Raw genomic sequence first — 17,871 nt, forward strand, 5'->3', positions numbered from 1 at the left:
GTGCCACGCTATAGTTTGGCTGCTTAAAACTCAAGGCGAATCCGCGGCCGGAGAACTGCTGGCCAAGATGCCTGAGAAAGGCGAGTCTATCCGTCAGCTCGCCTATCACCTCTATACCCTCTGCGAACGCAAGAAGTGGGCTGAAGACGCCCGCGTCTATAACGAATTGATCGGTTCTTGGAATGCCATCGTCGCCGCCTCTTACGAGATCGGCCATTATGGTACGCAAACCGAATTCGGATTGGACCCTTGAGGAGTGGATGATGAACTTGAAACCTTGGCGAGAGATCGCCCGCCCGCACAAGGACGTATTGGAAGGCACTTTCAAGCAGTCCGAATTCGCCGCCGATATCACTCGGGTCGCCGATGGCACTGCAACCGACGAATATCGAGATGCCGAGAAATTCTTCTCTCGCACCTTCATCACCGAAGGCATGCGGCTATTGCTGATCTCCGTTGCCCAACGCTTGGCAGGTCTTGGCGGCGATCCGGTCATCCAGCTGCAAACCGCCTTCGGTGGCGGTAAAACCCATACCTTGTTGGCGGTGTACCACCTTGCTTCTCGGGCGGTGGGTACCGATAGACTCAACGGCATTCCGCCGGTGCTCGATGAAGCGGGCATCGAGGGTTTGCCCTACGCCAAGGTCGCCGTGATCGACGGTATCAATCTATCACCCAGCCTATCTCGGCAGCATGAAGGAGTGATCGTCAACACCCTATGGGGCGAACTGGCATATCGGCTGCTCGGCGAAGAGGGTTATCGGATGGTGGCCGATAGCGATGCCGATGGTACATCCCCGGGCAAGGATGTATTGACCGACCTGATTCGCAAAGCCGCTCCTTGCGTGATCCTGATCGACGAGTTGGTGGCATTCATCCGTCAGTTGGAGATGGGCAAGCAGTTCAAGGCCGGCACCTTCGATAGCAATATCAGTTTTATCCAAGCCCTCACCGAATCGATGAAGGCGGTACCCAACGCCATCTTGCTGGCCACCTTGCCCGAATCCGAGTTGGAAGCGGGCGGCGATGTGGGCCAACGGGCACTCAACTCCTTGGAAAAATACTTCGCTCGCGTGGAATCCGTTTGGAAACCGGTGGGGACGGAAGAATCTTTCGAGATCGTGCGGCGTCGCCTGTTCGAAACACCCGGTGAGCGGGCCGATGTGGAGGATACAAGCCGCCGGTTCTCTGAATACTATCGCCAAAATGCCGATAAATTCCCGGCTGAGACGCAATCCAACGAATACTTCGAGCGGCTTTGTCGCTCCTATCCCATCCACCCCGAGATCTTCGATCGCCTCTACGAGGACTGGTCCACATTGGAGACATTCCAGCGCACCCGGGGCGTGTTGCAGTACATGGCCATCGTCATCCATCGCCTGTGGAACTCGGATAACAAGGATGCGCTGATTTTGCCCGGCTCGTTGCCATTGGAAGACAGCAATATCCGCAACAAGAGCACGCACTATCTGCCGCAAGGTTGGGAGCCGGTGATCGAGCGCGAGGTGGACGGTACTCGTTCGACCCCCTATGGTATCGACGGGCGCCATACGATATTCGGAAGCGTACAAGCGGCGCGCCGCACGGCACGCACCATCTTCTTGGGCAGCGCCCCTTCCGTACGGGAGCAGGTGGCCCGCGGCATTCAGGTCGAGCGCATCCTTTTGGGGGCGGCGCAGCCGGGACAAACCATCGGCATATTCGAAGACGTACTCAAGCGTCTGCGCGATCGCCTGCACTATCTCTATTCCGACAAGGATCGCTATTGGCTCGATACCAGACCCAACTTGCGCCGGGAGATGGAGAGCCGCAAGCAAAATATCGACGAGCGCAACGATCTGCTGCCGCTATTGAAAACCCGCGTGACCTCGGTATTCGGGCGCAACCATCGATTCGGCGGTATCCATGTCTTCACCCCCTCCGCCGACATACCGGATGATTATGCAAAAGGTCCCCGACTCGTCGTTTTGCCAACCGACGGCGCTTATGGCCGCGGCAACACCAACCAAGCATTCACCGCTGCGGAAAAGATACTGCGGAGCCGCGGCGATCAGCCTCGACATAAGCAAAATCGCCTGATATTCCTCGCCCCGGACTACGATGCGGTTAGCCGCCTCAAAGATCAGGGTCGAGTTTTCTTGGCTTGGAAATCCATCGTCGAGGATATCGAGAACGGGTCTTTGAACCAAGACATCTCGCACTTCAATCAAGCCAAGCGCTACCTCGAAGGAGCCGATCAATCCCTCGCTCAACTGGTACGAGAGGCCTATAAGTGGCTGATCGCACCCTCCGAAGAGATCGTCAAGGGCAAGCCGGTACTGAATTGGGAGGCGGTTTCGGTCTCACCCACCGCCCCAAATCTGATCCAGACCATCGAGGACAAGTTGCGCGAAGAAGAATGGCTGATCTACGAATGGTCGCCGATACATCTGCGCAAAGTGCTGAACGATTGGTACCTGAAAGAGAATGTCGAAGACATCAACGCATCGAAGGTCTGGCAGGACAGCTGCCATTACCTCTACCTGCCACGCTTGGTCAATGACAGCGTTTTCCGAGATGCCATCAATCGAGGCTTGGAGAGCGAAGACTTCTTCGCCTTCGCCTCCGGCAAGGAAGAAGATCGCTACCTCGGCTTCAACTTCGGCCGAGGCTCCGTCATCAACCTGGACGAATCCTCTTTGCTGATCGACCGAGAAGCCGCCATCGCCTACCGAGAGCGCACCCAACAACCACCCCCACTCACCTCCGAACCCGGCCAATCCATAAACGATGGAAGCCCTAAGATCCCAAGCGCCAAAACGAGTGACACGGGAACACCAGTCCCGACACCCGGTTCGTCAGGCAAGATCAACCAACCCTCCCCGACACCAACCACCAAACGCTTCTACGGCACCGTCACCCTCGACCCGGTAAAAGCCAAAATAGACTTCGCCACCATCATGGACGAAGTGATCCAACCCTTCACCACCAAACTCGGCGTCGATGTAACAATCTCGGTAGAAATCGAAGCCAAAAGCACCACCGGCTTCGACGAGGGCATCCAGCGCACCATCAAGGAAAACAGCAATACGCTACGCTTCCACAACGCAGAGTTCGAGAGCGGTGAGTGATGACGGAGGTCGAAGTTATGAGATGATTCATAAATCGGCCTCACTAGTACCGAATTGTCTGAAATTCAGAATTATGATTTGTGAAAGATGCATGATGTCTTGATCTGTAGTATTTGTCGGAATGTGATATGATCCAAGGCGTAAGGAAAGTCAATCGGTCAATTTATCGTCCCATTGCAGCGAAACGATTTATTTCAATCAACCGATGCCACAATCACCTGAACTTACTGGCGGAGAAGGCTTCACATTTGAAGGTAATGTGGCAGCGTTTTATCTCGCTGCTTTGCTTGCCGAGGATTATGCTCCCGGTATCGATGGTCGAATCGTTTCCCAAGTTTCGGTTCAACAACGGAACTTCGGCGAGCCATTGGATGATGTGATCGTCGACTTTGAGGACACTTCAAAGAATCAAGCCCGGCTTAGTCTCCAAGTAAAAAGCTCGCTCACGATCAGTAACTCAAAATCTAACAAAGCCTTCCGCGAAATAATTCGGGACAGTTGGGCGACTTTCAATAAACCCGACTTCCGCTCTAATGTTGACCGCTATGGGACTGCAGTCGGTACAGTAGCCGCCTCCAAAGAAAGAGCATTAAGGACCCTATGTGATTTGGCTCGAGCAAGCCTGACGGCTGAAGATTTTCATGCTCGTTTTTTGAAAGACGGAAACGCTAGCAAAATCATCAAATCTATGAAAAATCAGATTGTTACTCTATTAGAAGAAGTGAAAGGCTCGCCATGTACTAGAGAGGAAGAGCACCAGTTCATTGCTCATTTCATACTTATACCATTTGATTTTCTTCGCGAAGGTTCCATAAATCCTCCTGGTGCAATTAATTGTATTAAGAATTGCCTAGCGCCAGATAATTCAGACAAGGCGGCACGATCAGTCTGGGCATGGCTAATTGAATTGGCTCGATCATTGGCAGGGCAGTCAGGTCAGATTGATCGCAAGCGTCTTGTACATCGGATATCACCTATTGCAGAATTTCGTGGCGCACCCTCATTGCGTAATGACCTTGATAGATTAAAGGATCTAGCAAATAATTATGCAAATCTTATTTCGGACAATATTGCGGGGATAGAGTTTAACCGTACATATCTCCTTGAGAAAATGGAGGAAAAACTTACTACTGCTCGCGTCGTTCTAGTTAGCGGTTTGCCAGGGAGTGGAAAATCAGTATTGGTGAAACGAGCGGTGAAGCGCGCGCTAGAAAAAGGGCCGGTCATATTCCTTAAAGCGGAACAACTGCAAGGGAAAAGCTGGATCAGTTATGCGACATCGCAGGGATTATCAAAATATGTTCATCTGGAGGAATTGCTTGTAGAGATCGGACATGTAGGTACTCCAATTCTTTTTGTAGATGCGGTTGATCGTATCAAAAAAGTGCATCAGCCTATTATAATTGATATAATAAATACTATCAAAGAATCTCCTCTACTTGGTAATTGGCGTATCGTGGTCTCCATTCGTGAAACGAGCATCGAAGGTGTCCGCATATGGTTGAGTGATTGCCTTGATGCTCTGAAGTTCGAAATACTAAGTGTTGAACATCTGAATGATGATGAAATCGAGGCACTTGCAAAAATCAACCCACGCCTAAGAACAATTTTACTTGGATCGGATCAAGTGGAGGAAATTGTTCGTCGGCCTTTTTTCGCGAAAATTCTACATCAGAGTAGTATAGCTAATCCTGATACTTCAATGATCACACCACAATCAGAAGTGGATTTGATCGAGAGTTGGTGGAAAAGAGGTGGCTATGATAAGACAGGTCAGGATGCTATAGAGCGTCAGAGTGCATTGCGTGACTTGGCAATCGCTCGTGTTCGCCAAATTAGCCATCCGATTATTATTGACGAAATCAAGTCAGCAAAACATATCTATGATCTAATCTCAGATGGAATACTCCAATACGCTCGCGAGGGCGTTTCTGTTCAGTTCGCTCATGATATTTTCTTTGAATGGTCATTTTTCTATGTCTTAGCCAGTCGTGGATCAAAGTGGATGGATGCCATCAAGGATTGTGGTGAGCTGCCAGCCGTTGCGCGTGTTGTCGAACTCAGTTCCCAATGGGAATATGAAAAGGGAAAAAACTGGCGAGAGTATCTTGCACGCGCGGAGGATTCGAAGCTTATCAGATCGCAATGGTTACGAGCATGGTTGATCGGTCCTCTCGGATCTGCGAGATTCAAATCAAATGAAGAACAATACGCAGATGCCATTTTTGCCAAAGATTTTCGACTCTTCAGAAAAATGCTTGTCTGGTTTCAAGCTGAGAAAATTACTCCTAACAAAAATATTCTCGATCATGATCTCCCATATGAACAGTGCCAAAGACTTGCTTATGTTCTGGGGCGGCCGTCTGACATTTTCTCATGGCGTCGCCTTATAAATTTTATACTAGGGCGTATTATAGACATTCCGCAACGGTTTTATCCGGATATCCTATCAATCTTTGATGTTTGGCAGAATGCCTTTGCCGATCTTCAAAATTCGACATCCCAATCATTATTACGACAATGTGCTGCTTGGCTTGATGCTGTTGACTCATCTGCTATTGATATGCACGATGAGGGAATTGCTTATTGGGATAAAAATCTTGATTTAGGCGCTTTCAAGAAGTCATTGATCAAGATTCTCTTAGTGTCGTCGAGAGCCGGGTATTCCTTCGCAGCTGAATATCTGAAAAAGATATCCGATTCAAAGCAAATTCAAGACGATGAATTTCATGACATTATCGTTTACTCACCCATTCTTGCCCAATATTTGCCTCAATCATTAGTAGATACTTCGCTGGCATTTTTCCTAGAGAATCTTCCGGACGAACGAGCCGATCGAGAAAAAGTGGTTTTTTCGGATGGAACTTATTTGCCAACTAGTGTTCATTTCACTCTCTTTGACTGGGAAAATCTTTCGATTCACAATCGTCATAGAGATTTTCTGACTCCGTCGCCACTTCGAGAACCGTTTCATTCTCTTTTTCAATCATCCCCTGATCATGCGCTTCAGCTACTCCGAGATCTTTGCAATCATGCGATGACAGCATGGAGACAGATGCATGATCATTCGCATGATCGTGGAGGTATCCCTATACCGCTCGAAATTACATTTCCATGGGGTACTCAGATATTTTGGGGCACAGATCGTGAATATCTTTGGTTTCGGTCGACATGGGCACCCAAGCCCATTGGCTGCGCATTCATGGCACTTGAGGAGTGGTGCTTTGCCGAAATTGAGAAAAGCCGCGATGTTGACGAACTAATCCAGCAAGTTGTTGAGGGAAATGAATGCATCGCTATCCTAGGTGTAGCGTCAATGATTATGCTCCATACAGAAAGAGTGTCTAACGTAACATTACCACTTGTTACCTCGCAGCGTTTATTGACTGCAGACCATAATCGAATGGTACAAGATCCCTCGTCGTCAGTGAATCTGATGGGTTTTATGAACAAGGCTGATAAAATCCATATTGAAGCAATCCAAGCAGCAAACGCTAGGAATGTTCGTAGGATGCAACTTAGACAGATGGTGCCCATGTTTGTTTTCGGGAAAAAATCTTTTAGCGATAGAGTACGCAAGGCTATTCTTGACTTCGAGAAAAAGTTACCTTTTCAGTATGAAGAGGATTCTGGCAATTCAGATATACGAAATCACCTTGTAAAAAAAGCCATTGAATATGCCGAATTAGTAGATATAAAAAATTATCAGATGAGTCATTACGATGATGGCTCGGACCAAGCAAGTATTATTCATGTTAGTCCATCTGCTGCTCAGCCTGAAAATGTTGCTAGAACCGAAGAATCTGCTATGTATCTTAGGCTGACTAGTCTTTCTATTCGGGCATCCAAGTTATTGCAAAAAAGGAAGTTGGATGACGATTGTATAATTAATGATGCTATTTTATTATCCAAAGAAGTGAAAGAAGTGAATATTGAAGATATATTCGATGATCAGAATAGCTATAACGATACAATTCCTTTGGAAATTTGTCGGAGTGCAGTTTCAGCCGCAGCGGCAATAATACTTAACTTTCGAGGAGAATGTTCATACGAAAATATTGAGTGGGCTCATGATGTTTTAGAGCGTGCTATGCGTTTACCAGAAAAATCCGATCAGATGCTCTCCTATGGTTCGCTTGATTCGTTGCATCAAGGAATTTTTGTAGCCCGATGCTTTGCAGCGGATATCCGGGAGAATACAGCGGATTACAATGCAACGAATGAACTTATCAGACTAATTGCATATCCGCTGGAAGACGTTGCGATATCTGCATTCGAAGAAGCATGCGATCTTTGGTCTAAGGATTCAAAATTGACTTGGGCAGCATTGATGTTGGCGTTTTCACGATGCCATGTATCCTCCAGATCGCATGATTATCATATTCAGCACAGCGGAATATCTCACAAATCAAGCGAGGTGCAACTCGCCGTTGATACAGCGCTTGAATTTTATGAAAACGGAAATGGGTGGCCATCTCTTCCCTTACCGCCATCGCCTTGGGTAGCGGTTAATTCAAAAAAAGGATGGTTTGAGCATCAAAGATACGAAGAATATCATGAAGATGATTTAATTGATCCTAAAGATCTATGGGGTGAGCCAGATGTCTTTTGGGATTCAAAAAAGGCTAAAAGAATTTTTAGTCTCATTCCCATTAAGGAGATTCTTGATAGCAGTGCAAGAAGCGAGTTCCTCGATTTCCTTTCAGGGATTCTCGATTGGACAATACAGAAGAATGCGCCGCCATGGGTGAAACCGGGACGCCGTGATCAGCCATCGACCCAAATTATGGAGTGGACGGATGCTCTCGGTTCTAGGTTGGGTCATGTCGCAGGTCTTGTTCCGCTTGATTACCTTCGGAACCACTTCCTTGATCCGATTTTTGAACTTGAAAGGGAAAATTGCTGGGCTCTCCTAGCTCCGTTTACGATTGTTTATGTCAGGCATTATGTGTATGGTGCTTCGATTGTTCAAGATAGCACAGTTGATATACTGGATCGTTGTCTCGGGCGGTTCCTTAAAGCCTCTATATTCGATCGGGATAGCAGCCGGAGCGGAAGTTTTCTAGATTTTCATCAATATGATCTTATTCCCGATCTTATTCGCACTTTGATGTTTGTTTTGGACGAATATGCCGATTCATCCGATGGTTACGAAAATGACGAATGGAAAAAAGTCAGCCAAGTTTTGCCAGTGATCGATCGTTTCGTTCGCGCCGGCGGATGGATTGCTTTGGTGATGGATTCATTTTTGATGTTCTGTGAACGAGCCAAAGACAACTACCCAGCCGAAGATTTCGCGGATCAAGTGCTTGCAGTTATTGGTGATGGTCCCGATAGACTCAGAGGCTGGCATGGAACACCCATCCCGGCACGTATTGCAGGGTTGGTGCAACACTTTGCACATAGGGAAACACCGATGCAGCAGACATTGGCCCAGAAATTCCTGCGGATTCTCGATGTGCTGGTTGATATGGGAGATCGACGAAGTGCAGCACTTCAACAAAGTAATGCGTTCCGGGAAGTTCAAATGACACTTTCTTCCTAGGGTTATTTAGATCGTAGATATCACTTAAGATAAAAGTAGGGGATACGACGGATGGATTGGTAGGTGTTTATCGGGTTGAAGGTCAGTGCTGGATACGCAATCACTCCCATTCGATGGTGGCCGGAGGCTTGCCGGAGATGTCGTAGACGACTCGGGATATGCCCTCGATTTCGTTGATGATTCGGTTGGCGACGCGGTCGAGGAAATCGTTGGGGAGGGGGGCTCGGCGGGCGGTCATGAAGTCGATGGTTTCCACCGCTCGTAGGGCGATGACGTATTCGTAGCGGCGTTGATCGCCGGTGACTCCGACGGATTTTATGGGGAGGTGGACGGCGAAGGCTTGGCTGACGCTATCGTAAAGGTTTGCGGATCGTAGTTCGTCGATGAAGATGGCATCGGCTTGTTGCAGGGTTTTTACGTACTCGGGGCGTACTTCGCCCAAGACTCTTACCGCCAAGCCGGGGCCGGGGAAGGGGTGGCGGAAGACGATGTCTTTCGATAGTCCCAGGCCCAATCCGATGGTCCTTACTTCGTCTTTGAAGAGATCTCGCAAGGGCTCGATCAGTTTCAGGCGCATCCGTTCGGGGAGTCCTCCCACATTATGGTGGGATTTGATGACTTGGGCGGGGCCGGTGGCGGCCGATTCGATGACGTCGGGGTAGATGGTGCCTTGGGCGAGCCAGTGGACATTGTCTATCTTGGCGGCTTCTTCTTCGAAGATGTCGATGAACAGGCGGCCGATTCGCTTTCGTTTTTCTTCGGGGTCTTCAACGCCGGCCAAGGCGGCGAAGAAACGATCGGCGGCGTCGATGCGGATGAGGTCGATACCGAAGTGACCGGCGAAGGTGGCCATGACTTGATCGCCCTCGCCTGCGCGCAACAGACCGTTGTCGACGAAGATGCATACGAGGCGATCGCCGATGGCTCGGTGCAGGAGGGCGGCGACCACCGAGGAGTCGACTCCGCCCGATAGGGCGAGCAGGACGCGGTCGCCACAGGTGCGCTCTTGCACTTTGGTCACGGCGTCGTCGATGATCGCATCCGGGGTCCAGTGTCGGTTGCACCCGCAGATATCGTGGACGAAGCGGGCGATGATCGCCGCCCCTTGGGGGGTGTGGGTCACTTCGGGGTGGAACTGGAGGCCGTAGAGATCGCCGCTCTCGGAGGCGATGCCGGCGATGGGAGCGTTTGCGGTGGATGCGATGCGTCGAAAGTCCGGGGGCAGTGAAATGACTCGATCGCCGTGGCTCATCCATACATCGAGCAGGCCTTGTCCTTGGGGACCAGTGCGATCCTCGATGCCTTCGAGCAGGCGTGAATGTCCGTGGGCTCGCACCTCGGCGTGGCCGAATTCCCGGTGGCTTGCGCTTTCCACCTCGCCTTCGAAACGAGCCGCCATCGCTTGCATGCCGTAGCAGATGCCGAGTATCGGGACTTGCAGATCGAAGATCCCTTCCGGTAGTCGAGGAGCGTCGCTATCGTGCACCGATTCGGGTCCCCCGGAAAGGATGATGCCTTTGGGAGCCAAAGCGCGAAGCGTGGCGGGGTCGATGTGATAAGGGTGGATCTCGCAGTAGATGCGAGCCTCTCTGACCCGCCGGGCGATGAGCCGGGTGTATTGGGAGCCGAAGTCGAGAACGACGACGAGCTCTCGACGAATATCGAGGGCGCCGGCGGATGAGTCGGCGGGGGTGTTCATCCCGATCGGGCTTCGGGGGTGGCAACGAGCCGAGGCATCGGGCGCGGGGGTTTGGCAGGAGTTCTCGACACGAGTCTTATTAAGAAGGTCGATGAGTATGGGGGCGAAGGGCGAAGGCGTCGGGCGGTTGACCTGAGCGGATCAGCCGACTCGATAGTTCGGGGCTTCCTTGGTGATGCTGACATCGTGGACATGGCTTTCGCGCACTCCGGCGCTGGTCAGGCGTACGAACCTCGTCGATTTGCGGAAATCCTCCAAGGTGCGGCAGCCGGTATAGCCAAGGCTTGCGCGCAAGCCCCCGACGAGTTGGTTGAGCACCGCGGACAACGGTCCCTTGTAGGGCACCCGTCCTTCGATGCCCTCGGGGACGAGTTTTTCCAGATCGCTCACATTGTCTTGAAAATAGCGATCGCGAGATCCGGTGGCGCGGGCCATCGCCCCGAGCGAGCCCATGCCTCGGTAGGACTTATAGGAGCGCCCTTGGTAGAGCTCGACTTCCCCCGGTGATTCCTCGGTGCCGGCGAAGAGTCCGCCGATCATCACGCTATGGCTGCCGGCGGCGAGGGCCTTGGCGGCGTCGCCGGAAAAGCGGATGCCGCCATCGGCGATGGCCGGGATGTCGGTGCCGCGCAGGGCATGGGCGACCTCGGCCACCGCCGAGAGTTGAGGAACGCCGACCCCGGCCACCATCCTCGTCGTGCAGATCGAACCCGGCCCGATCCCCACCTTGACGGCATCGCAACCGGCCTGCGCAAGGGCCTTGGCGCCCTCGGCGGTGGCGATATTGCCGGCGATCACCGGCATATCGGGAAAGCGCTGCTTGATGGATCGCACCCGGTTGATGACCCCTTGGGAGTGGCCGTGTGCGGTATCGACCACGATCACATCCACCCCGGCCTCGACCAAGGCTTCCACGCGCTCGTCCGTTCCCGGACCCGATCCGACCGCCGCTCCCACGCGCAACTGTTCGTATTCGTCCTTGCAGGCATCGGGGAATTCGTCGGCCTTTTGCATGTCCTTGACCGTCACCATGCCGCGCAGTTCGAAGCGATCGTTGACCACCAAGACCTTTTCGATGCGGTGTTCGTGCAGCAGTTGTCGGATCTCCTCTTGCGAAGATCCCTCGCGCACGGTGACGAGTTTGTCCTTCGGCGTCATGACGCTGCTGACCTTCGCATCGTGGCGGGTTTCGAAGCGTAAGTCCCGATGGGTGACGATGCCCGCAAGTTCGCTTCCGATCACCACCGGCACCCCGGAGATTCGGTGTTCGCGGGTCAAATCGATCACCTCCCGGATGCTGGTATCGGGCGAGACGGTGATCGGATCGGCGATGACGCCGCTTTCGAACTTCTTGACGATGCGTACTTGCCGGGCCTGATCCGCCGCCGACATATTCTTGTGGACGATGCCGATGCCTCCCGCTCGGGCGATGGCGATGGCCAGCCGCGCTTCGGTCACCGTATCCATGGCCGAGGAGATGAGGGGGATATTGAGGCGGATATCGCGTGTCAACCAAGACGAGAGATCCGTCTCTCGGGGCAGGACCTCGGAGTAGCCGGGAACCAGCAAGACATCATCGAAGGTGAATGACTCGCGGACTTCAAGCATTTGCGGGGGATTCCATCGAAGAAGGACGGATTTCGCCGATCCGGATGGCGGCGATTCCCAATGACGATACGAGGATTGTAATGCCCCCGGCCGCATTCGTGCCGGTGTTTTGCGCAAAATTTTCTAATGCCAAGGCTCGAAAAGAGGGTCGATGCGGGCTCCGGGTTCGCCGGATAGGGGCGGATCCGCGTGCATCTCGACGAGGAGCGAATGTCGCCGTGATCGAAGCAAAGCGGCCCGTAAGCCACGAGCCCGATTTGTCCGAACCGCATCCAAAGAAAAAGGCGACCGATCGGTTCGGTCGCATTCGAGTATCGATGGCTCGAATCAATGAAGATAAAAATAACCGAGTCGCCCAAAGAAAAGATAGGCTGACGATATCCGTGATATCGCACTCGCCCCGAGTTCGGGTAGGAATCGAGCGTAAAGAGCTAGATTCCGGTTCCGGCTCGAAGAAGCAAAGTCGCCATCGTGAAAAGGCCGGCCATCGTTCCTCCCACGACGAAGCCTGCGATCATTTTCCAAGAAAGCTCTTTTTCGAGCCGAGCGAACCTCATATCCAATAGATCTTTGACGGAATCGATCTTCTTTTCCAGCCTCCCTACCGAAGACGTGACCTCGGCGACCCTATCCTTCAAATCCGCGATCGCATCCGCATTGCGCTCGACCACGCGCTCGATTCGATCAAGCCTTTTCTCATCACTCATCGTTATTCCCTGTCTCGTCCATGGTTGCCTTGCCGGGTTCAACCGGATCGATTTCCTCTTTACTCAACCCTTGCATCATCGATTGCGAAGAACGTCACCAAACTGCCCATTCTCGCTCGTCGGTCGTTATTCGAAAAGGCAGTGCTTGCAATTCGTATCACCATCAAAATCATCCGTGGCCATAGCGGGCAAGATCGTCGGGGAAGGGTGGATCACACCCCATCTTGGCGGTGAACGAATGTCGCCGTGATTGCGGTAAAGCGGTTTGTAAGCTCCGAGCCCGGCTTGCTCGATCCATGCCCAAAGAAAAAGCGACCGATCCGATATGACCCCCATCGAGTGTCAATAGGGTTGCATAGACGACTCAAGATTCTCCGTCCTTGGTTTGAATCGTCTCGAATCGGCTATCGTTCGTATCCCTGCCTAGCGCGTCGATCACGCCACCTAAAGTCGCCTCGCGATTATCGGGTGACGGCGGTGATCCGGTACTTTCGGGTTTGGCAGTCTTGATTTTTGGCGCAGGAGCCGTCCACTGCTTCAATCGCTGTACAACTTGACGATAAAAACGCAGCACCTCCTCTTCGGCAATTTTGGGCAGCCCATTACCGCTTTTGAGTTTGCCGACTCCCAAATCAATGACCCGTTTCAGCCTCACCGTGCTAGGAAGTTCTTTGAAGTTGTCAGGGATCAGGCTATCGCACTTGTCCTCATCAAGAGCCTTGCGAATAGACAGCGACGTGGTTGGTACCCTCTTCGGCCAATCTACATACACCTCTAGGTCATCACCCTCGAAATCTTTGATCTGATTGAGCACGAAGTTAATGGCGGTTCGCGGTCGCATACCTTCTTTCTTGGGCGCGTCCATCGAAATACTGAGATCGATAGTTTTTCTCAGAAGGCTGATCGACAATTCCAGCTTGCCGGCTGCGTTAGGGATTTCCAGTGCCGACCTCATCTCTTGGGTGCGGATCACATCGACAATCGTCTCGTCCAAACGCACCGTAGGGTCAGCGGCGTGCTTGCGTGGCATGGCCTCCTTGCAGATCACATTCACAGCGAGAGACAGCTTTATGGAGAGATAGCGCAGTAGTTGAAACCAGTCCGAAACGGCCTCGGTAACTTCCTCGTCGTTTTTTCCCAGATGAGCGTTTTGGTGAACCCTCTCCACAACACCTCGCCAACCACCTGACATGCGGATGCCTGTAGTGATGCCTGCCGCTTCGCTTTGCAGATACCTCACAAGTTCTTCGAGCATGAAAACCTGCTCGCGGTCGGTGAAGCCCTTGCTCTCGATAAGCATCCGCGCCCGGCTTATGAGACTTAGCCAGCTGAAATGGAATAGCTGCACTTTGCGCGTCTTGATCTTGTTGACTTTGATGGGATGATGTCTCGGTCGAGCGGCGAATTGGTTTCCGATGGTTATCACCGCATCGAATCCCTGTTCCTTGGCAATATCAAGATAGCCTTCGACCTGCTCGACGGTCAGTTCGGAGCGCCCCACTTTTGTCTCGACCAGTGCCGCCCAATTGCCTGAGATTGAAATCCATCCGTCAGGTCGCAGATTCTCGCCGCTTCCTTTGAACGCTACCTCGGTAAAGCAGTCCAATACCGCTTTCTTGCCGATAGGTGCTCCCGCATCTGCCAGTACCGCTCTTGCAAAGTCAGGGACGGCGGTAAAAACCGCCAGCAGAATTGAGGTGGCGCGCTCTTCTCGTCTAGATTCAGACAGTACAGGAAAAAGCCTCGCCCTCTGGCCCTTTTTCATGTTGGATTTAATCTTTTCAATGTCCATGATCTGACCTCTCTCCATGAAGGCTCTTTTTCGAGCCGGGTGAATCCGATTTCCATTCTCTTGTGGGTGCGGGCTGAATCGATTTCCTCTTATCGGGCTGATTTCGTCCCCCATCTGCTTCGTCTGCGCAGGTGCCTCATACAAGCGAATCTCGTAGGATAAGACCGATATTTCTTATCGTTGTGTGATATCGATGTCATTTTTTCGAAAAGGGGCGATGGATATCGTCGCGATCTCGGCGGGGTTGTTCGAGCGGGTTTGCATCTTCGAGGGCGGGGGGTGTTGTTTCGTCGTCGTGGTGTCGGTATTCGCCCTCGATGGGCTCGGAGGCCGTTCTCGGGTGGCTGTTTAGTCTTCCGGATCGGATCAGGCGCATGATCAAGGCTTGTCGCAGTGGTGGGATCAGGCATAGAAATCCCAAGGCGTCGGTTACGAAGCCGGGGGCCAGCAAGAGGGCGCCGGCCAGCAGCAAGAAGACGCTTTCGATCATCTCGATCGCCGGCAACTCGCCGGCGTCCATGCTGCGCCTCGCCCGACGCAAGGTGGCGAAGCCTTGGGCGCGCACCAGCATGGCGCCGACCACGGCGGTCAATACCACCAAGGCGATGGTAGGGAAGACACCGAGCGAACCGCCGACTTCGATCAAAAGGGCGATTTCGATCAGGGGAAAGCCGATCAGCAAGATGATCAAGAAGTGAAAGATATTCATCGGGGGATGGGGGCGATGGTTGGCGGTCAGGTCTCGGTGAGCGGTGGTGCCGGATATCCGGTGGGGGTGCCCTCGAGAATCGGCGATGTTCGGGGGTTGTTCGGTGAGTGAGGTCGGTTCGGTATCCGATTTTTCATGCTTCTTTCACGCTTTTTTCATGCCGCTGCGTTCGCCGAGTCTTTGGTTGCCAAGGAAAAGGATCCTTTTTGAGGGTTCCGATGAGCGTGCCGAAGAACCGAACAACCGAACAACCCTACAATTGCTTTGGTCCGCTCCGGTTGTCATGTTGGATCCGCAGCCCCGAGATCCAAGGCCCAGACCCGATTTCGAAGATCGAGGGGTGGCACGGTGGTCGGCGGGAGACAATGATCGCATATTACATGGATCGATGAGCGGATCGATGAACCGCTTGCGGGTTCATGATGTGTCGTGGAGCTACGCAGATGGCGGGATACTCGGGCATTCGACAAGTGCGCCAAGCAACGAGGCGGGGCGCTTTGGATGTGGCTCGGCGCGCAAAGGAGTCGGGGGCGATGATGCCTCGCCCGCTTGCCGGCGAGCGCAAGGGTTCGGTGCTAAGGAGCGAAGGATCGTGATCAAGCGCAGATGGATGATCGCCGCGCTCGCGGCGGGGGGCTTGGCTGCCGGTTTCGGCATTTCGAGGTGGCAGCGAGAGGGGCTTGCGTTTTTTTCGAGCGGCACATCGAGGGATGCGCCCTCGGATCGCTTGGCGGGATCGGATGGGGCGATGGTCGATGATTCCTACCTGCCGGATTTCGAGTTCACGGATCAGCATGGGAAAGTGCATCGTTTTTCCGATTTTCGCGATCGCCCGAGGTTGGTCAATTTTTGGGCGACTTGGTGTCCTCCCTGTGTCCACGAGATCCCGATCCTGATCTCTGCGCAACGGGAATATCGAGAGAAGGGTCTGCAAATCATCGGCATCGCCTCCGATCGCAAGGAAGATGCCTTCCCGATGGCGCTTCGATTCGATCTCAACTATCCGACGATGGCCGATACCGGACGCTCGCTCGATCTCCTGCGGGCTTTCAAAAGTCCTTCGGCGGCTTTGCCCTTTAGCGTATTCATCGACGCCGAGAACGTGATTCGAGAACGGCATACGGGGGATCTTTCACAGTCCCAGGCGAAAGAGAAGATCGAAGCGCTTTTTGCATGAGGTGTGATCATTGCAAAGGTCAACGATGCCTTCGATCTTCGAAAATTCGGTCAAGTCCTTTGGCGTTCGGCGGGGTTTTCGAATGCGCCTTTTCGAGTCCATGGCATTCGAGGGTGTGCCGATGCAAAGATAGCCGATGTAAAAGCCAAGGCATCCCCCAATCATGCGCCATCATGATGAAACTGCTATGATATCGCCGCTAAAAAGCGCGAATTCATCGCTATCCGCTTGCGAACATTCGATTCTCGATCATTCGATCGCGAGGGTTTGGATTCGGGCTTGTCGCTCAAAATGCATCTAGGCTTGATCGAGTGCTTGGCGGTTGCCAGATGCCCGCTCGGTCTTGAATGAACCAATGAAGGCGATCGATCGAGCCTCGTTAGGTCAAGTATCGTCAGGTCAAGTCTTGGCGAGTCGAAACGCGGATGCCGCCCAAGTGCCAAGCGGCGAGATACCCGAAAAGCGAAATACCGCAAGCGTCGAATATCGGAGAGACCATGAAACTGCTGCTGCTCAACGGCCCGAATATCAACCTTCTCGGCCGGCGCGAACCCGAAGTCTATGGCAGTGCGACCCTTGCCGATATCGAGGCGCGCCTGATCGGGCTGGCGATGGCCGATGGCCACGTTCTAGAGTGCTTTCAAAGCAATGCCGAGCATCGTCTGATCGAGCGGATCCATCTGGCGGCGTCGGAAGGGGTGGATCGCATCATCATCAACCCCGCCGCTTTCACCCATACCAGCATCGCCTTGCGCGATGCCATGCTCGGTGTCGCCATCCCTTTCATCGAGGTTCATCTATCGAATATCCACCGCCGCGAGGCTTTCCGCCATCATTCGTATTTTTCCGATATCGCCGCGGGAGTCATCATCGGGCTGGGGGTGGAGGGCTACCATCTCGCTTACCGGGCGGCGCTGTCGTTGCCCGGTTGAAGCCGACGAAAACGCAAGGCAAAGAGGAATTTTCGCATCGTGGATATTCGCAAGATCAAGAACCTGATCGAGTTGGTCGAGGAGTCCGGGATCGACGAGATCGAGATTCGAGAGGGCGACGGGCAGATACGAATCACCCGCCGCCGGGAGAATCCGAATCCGCCGGCAGCACCCGTCGCCTTGCATCCGCAAGCATCGATCGCATTGCCGGAGACGCAAAAGCCGCCGTCCGTTCCCGTCGCCGCCGATTCCGGGGCGCTCTCATCGGTGCCGGAAGCGGATGATGGGCTCCCTGCAGGTCATGTCGTCACCTCGCCGATGGTGGGGACCTTCTATCAGTCATCCTCCCCTAATGATCCTCCCTTCGTTTCCGTCGGCGCCCAGGTTGCGCAAGGCGATACGCTATGCATCATCGAGGCGATGAAAATACTCAATCAGATCGAATCGGAGGTGAAGGGGAAGGTGGCGGCGGTGGTCGCCGAGAATGGCCATCCCGTCGAATACGGCCAACCGCTTTTCGTGATCGCCACCGATTGACGAAGGGTGGGATCGAAGATCCATCGCTTTTTTTGCCCCCTCGCTCATTCCCGCT

General features: G+C 53.0%; 13 protein-coding genes. 8 read left to right on the plus strand and 5 right to left on the minus strand.

All coding sequences use genetic code 11. From position 1 onward, the window contains the following. The 3 genes from BF99_RS22360 to BF99_RS0102435 all read left to right on the plus strand — a co-directional run. A partial coding sequence (locus BF99_RS22360; RefSeq protein WP_197019014.1) for a hypothetical protein occupies positions 1-253 on the plus strand: 253 nt, incomplete at its 5' end. A gap of 10 nt (positions 254-263) precedes the next feature. Beyond that, positions 264-3,110, plus strand: a complete 2,847-nt coding sequence (locus tag BF99_RS0102430) for an ATP-binding protein (protein ID WP_025769619.1) — start codon at positions 264-266, stop codon at positions 3,108-3,110. Between the two features lie 205 nt (positions 3,111-3,315). Then, entirely contained in the window at positions 3,316-8,655 is a 5,340-nt protein-coding gene (locus tag BF99_RS0102435; RefSeq protein WP_025769620.1) for an ATP-binding protein, read from the plus strand. A gap of 100 nt (positions 8,656-8,755) precedes the next feature. On the opposite strand, the gene guaA is transcribed toward BF99_RS0102435, so the two are convergent. The 5 genes from guaA to BF99_RS20030 all read right to left on the minus strand — a co-directional run bounded on the left by guaA (position 8,756) and on the right by BF99_RS20030 (position 15,170). Then, on the minus strand, positions 8,756-10,354 hold the full coding sequence (gene guaA, locus BF99_RS0102440) for a glutamine-hydrolyzing GMP synthase (protein ID WP_025769621.1): 1,599 nt from the start codon (positions 10,352-10,354) through the stop codon (positions 8,756-8,758). Positions 10,355-10,495: 141 nt separating this feature from the next. Continuing rightward, entirely contained in the window at positions 10,496-11,962 is a 1,467-nt protein-coding gene (gene guaB / locus BF99_RS0102445; RefSeq protein WP_025769622.1) for an IMP dehydrogenase, read from the minus strand. 431 nt (positions 11,963-12,393) lie between these two features. Next, positions 12,394-12,669 carry a hypothetical protein gene (locus BF99_RS21745; protein WP_156013127.1) on the minus strand — a complete coding sequence of 92 codons (276 nt, stop codon included), beginning with the start codon at positions 12,667-12,669 and terminating at the stop codon, positions 12,394-12,396. Positions 12,670-13,033: 364 nt separating this feature from the next. Continuing rightward, positions 13,034-14,461, minus strand: coding sequence for a hypothetical protein (locus BF99_RS0102470; protein WP_156013128.1), 1,428 nt, complete (start codon positions 14,459-14,461; stop codon positions 13,034-13,036). A 196-nt stretch (positions 14,462-14,657) separates the two neighbouring features. After that, entirely contained in the window at positions 14,658-15,170 is a 513-nt protein-coding gene (locus BF99_RS20030; RefSeq protein WP_025769627.1) for an FxsA family protein, read from the minus strand. Between BF99_RS20030 and BF99_RS23895 the strand changes: the two genes are divergently transcribed. The 5 genes from BF99_RS23895 (at position 15,156) to accB (ending at position 17,816) form a co-directional block, all read left to right on the plus strand. After that, on the plus strand, positions 15,156-15,281 hold the full coding sequence (locus BF99_RS23895) for a hypothetical protein (protein ID WP_306699469.1): 126 nt from the start codon (positions 15,156-15,158) through the stop codon (positions 15,279-15,281). The two genes, BF99_RS20030 and BF99_RS23895, sit on opposite strands and share 15 nt — an antisense overlap. Positions 15,282-15,613: 332 nt before the next feature. Further along, a complete protein-coding gene (locus BF99_RS23255) occupies positions 15,614-15,766 on the plus strand; it encodes a hypothetical protein (protein ID WP_197019015.1) in 153 nt (50 codons plus the stop codon). After that, positions 15,763-16,347 (plus strand): TlpA family protein disulfide reductase, encoded by a 585-nt coding sequence (locus BF99_RS23260; RefSeq protein WP_197019016.1) that lies wholly within the window; start codon positions 15,763-15,765, stop codon positions 16,345-16,347. The genes BF99_RS23255 and BF99_RS23260 overlap by 4 nt, the downstream gene beginning before the upstream one ends. Before the next feature lie 497 nt (positions 16,348-16,844). Further along, positions 16,845-17,279 carry a type II 3-dehydroquinate dehydratase gene (gene aroQ / locus BF99_RS0102495; RefSeq protein WP_038097022.1) on the plus strand — a complete coding sequence of 145 codons (435 nt, stop codon included), beginning with the start codon at positions 16,845-16,847 and terminating at the stop codon, positions 17,277-17,279. Between the two features lie 39 nt (positions 17,280-17,318). Next, positions 17,319-17,816 carry an acetyl-CoA carboxylase biotin carboxyl carrier protein gene (gene accB, locus BF99_RS0102500; RefSeq protein ID WP_025769630.1) on the plus strand — a complete coding sequence of 166 codons (498 nt, stop codon included), beginning with the start codon at positions 17,319-17,321 and terminating at the stop codon, positions 17,814-17,816. Positions 17,817-17,871: the final 55 nt, after the last annotated feature.

This window comes from Thioalkalivibrio sp. HK1 (assembly GCA_000583135.1).
Lineage (GTDB): Bacteria > Pseudomonadota > Gammaproteobacteria > HK1 > HK1 > HK1.

Excerpts from the sequence above, each read along its gene's own strand:
- BF99_RS0102430 (WP_025769619.1), top strand. The coding sequence starts at position 264 with ATGAACTTGAAACCTTGGCGAGAGATCGCCCGCCCGCACAAGGACGTA.
- BF99_RS0102435 (WP_025769620.1), top strand. The coding sequence starts at position 3,316 with ATGCCACAATCACCTGAACTTACTGGCGGAGAAGGCTTCACATTTGAA.
- guaA (WP_025769621.1), bottom strand. The coding sequence starts at position 10,354 with ATGAACACCCCCGCCGACTCATCCGCCGGCGCCCTCGATATTCGTCGA.
- guaB (WP_025769622.1), bottom strand. The coding sequence starts at position 11,962 with ATGCTTGAAGTCCGCGAGTCATTCACCTTCGATGATGTCTTGCTGGTT.
- BF99_RS21745 (WP_156013127.1), bottom strand. The coding sequence starts at position 12,669 with ATGAGTGATGAGAAAAGGCTTGATCGAATCGAGCGCGTGGTCGAGCGC.
- BF99_RS0102470 (WP_156013128.1), bottom strand. The coding sequence starts at position 14,461 with ATGGACATTGAAAAGATTAAATCCAACATGAAAAAGGGCCAGAGGGCG.
- BF99_RS20030 (WP_025769627.1), bottom strand. The coding sequence starts at position 15,170 with ATGAATATCTTTCACTTCTTGATCATCTTGCTGATCGGCTTTCCCCTG.
- BF99_RS23255 (WP_197019015.1), top strand. The coding sequence starts at position 15,614 with ATGGCGGGATACTCGGGCATTCGACAAGTGCGCCAAGCAACGAGGCGG.
- aroQ (WP_038097022.1), top strand. The coding sequence starts at position 16,845 with ATGAAACTGCTGCTGCTCAACGGCCCGAATATCAACCTTCTCGGCCGG.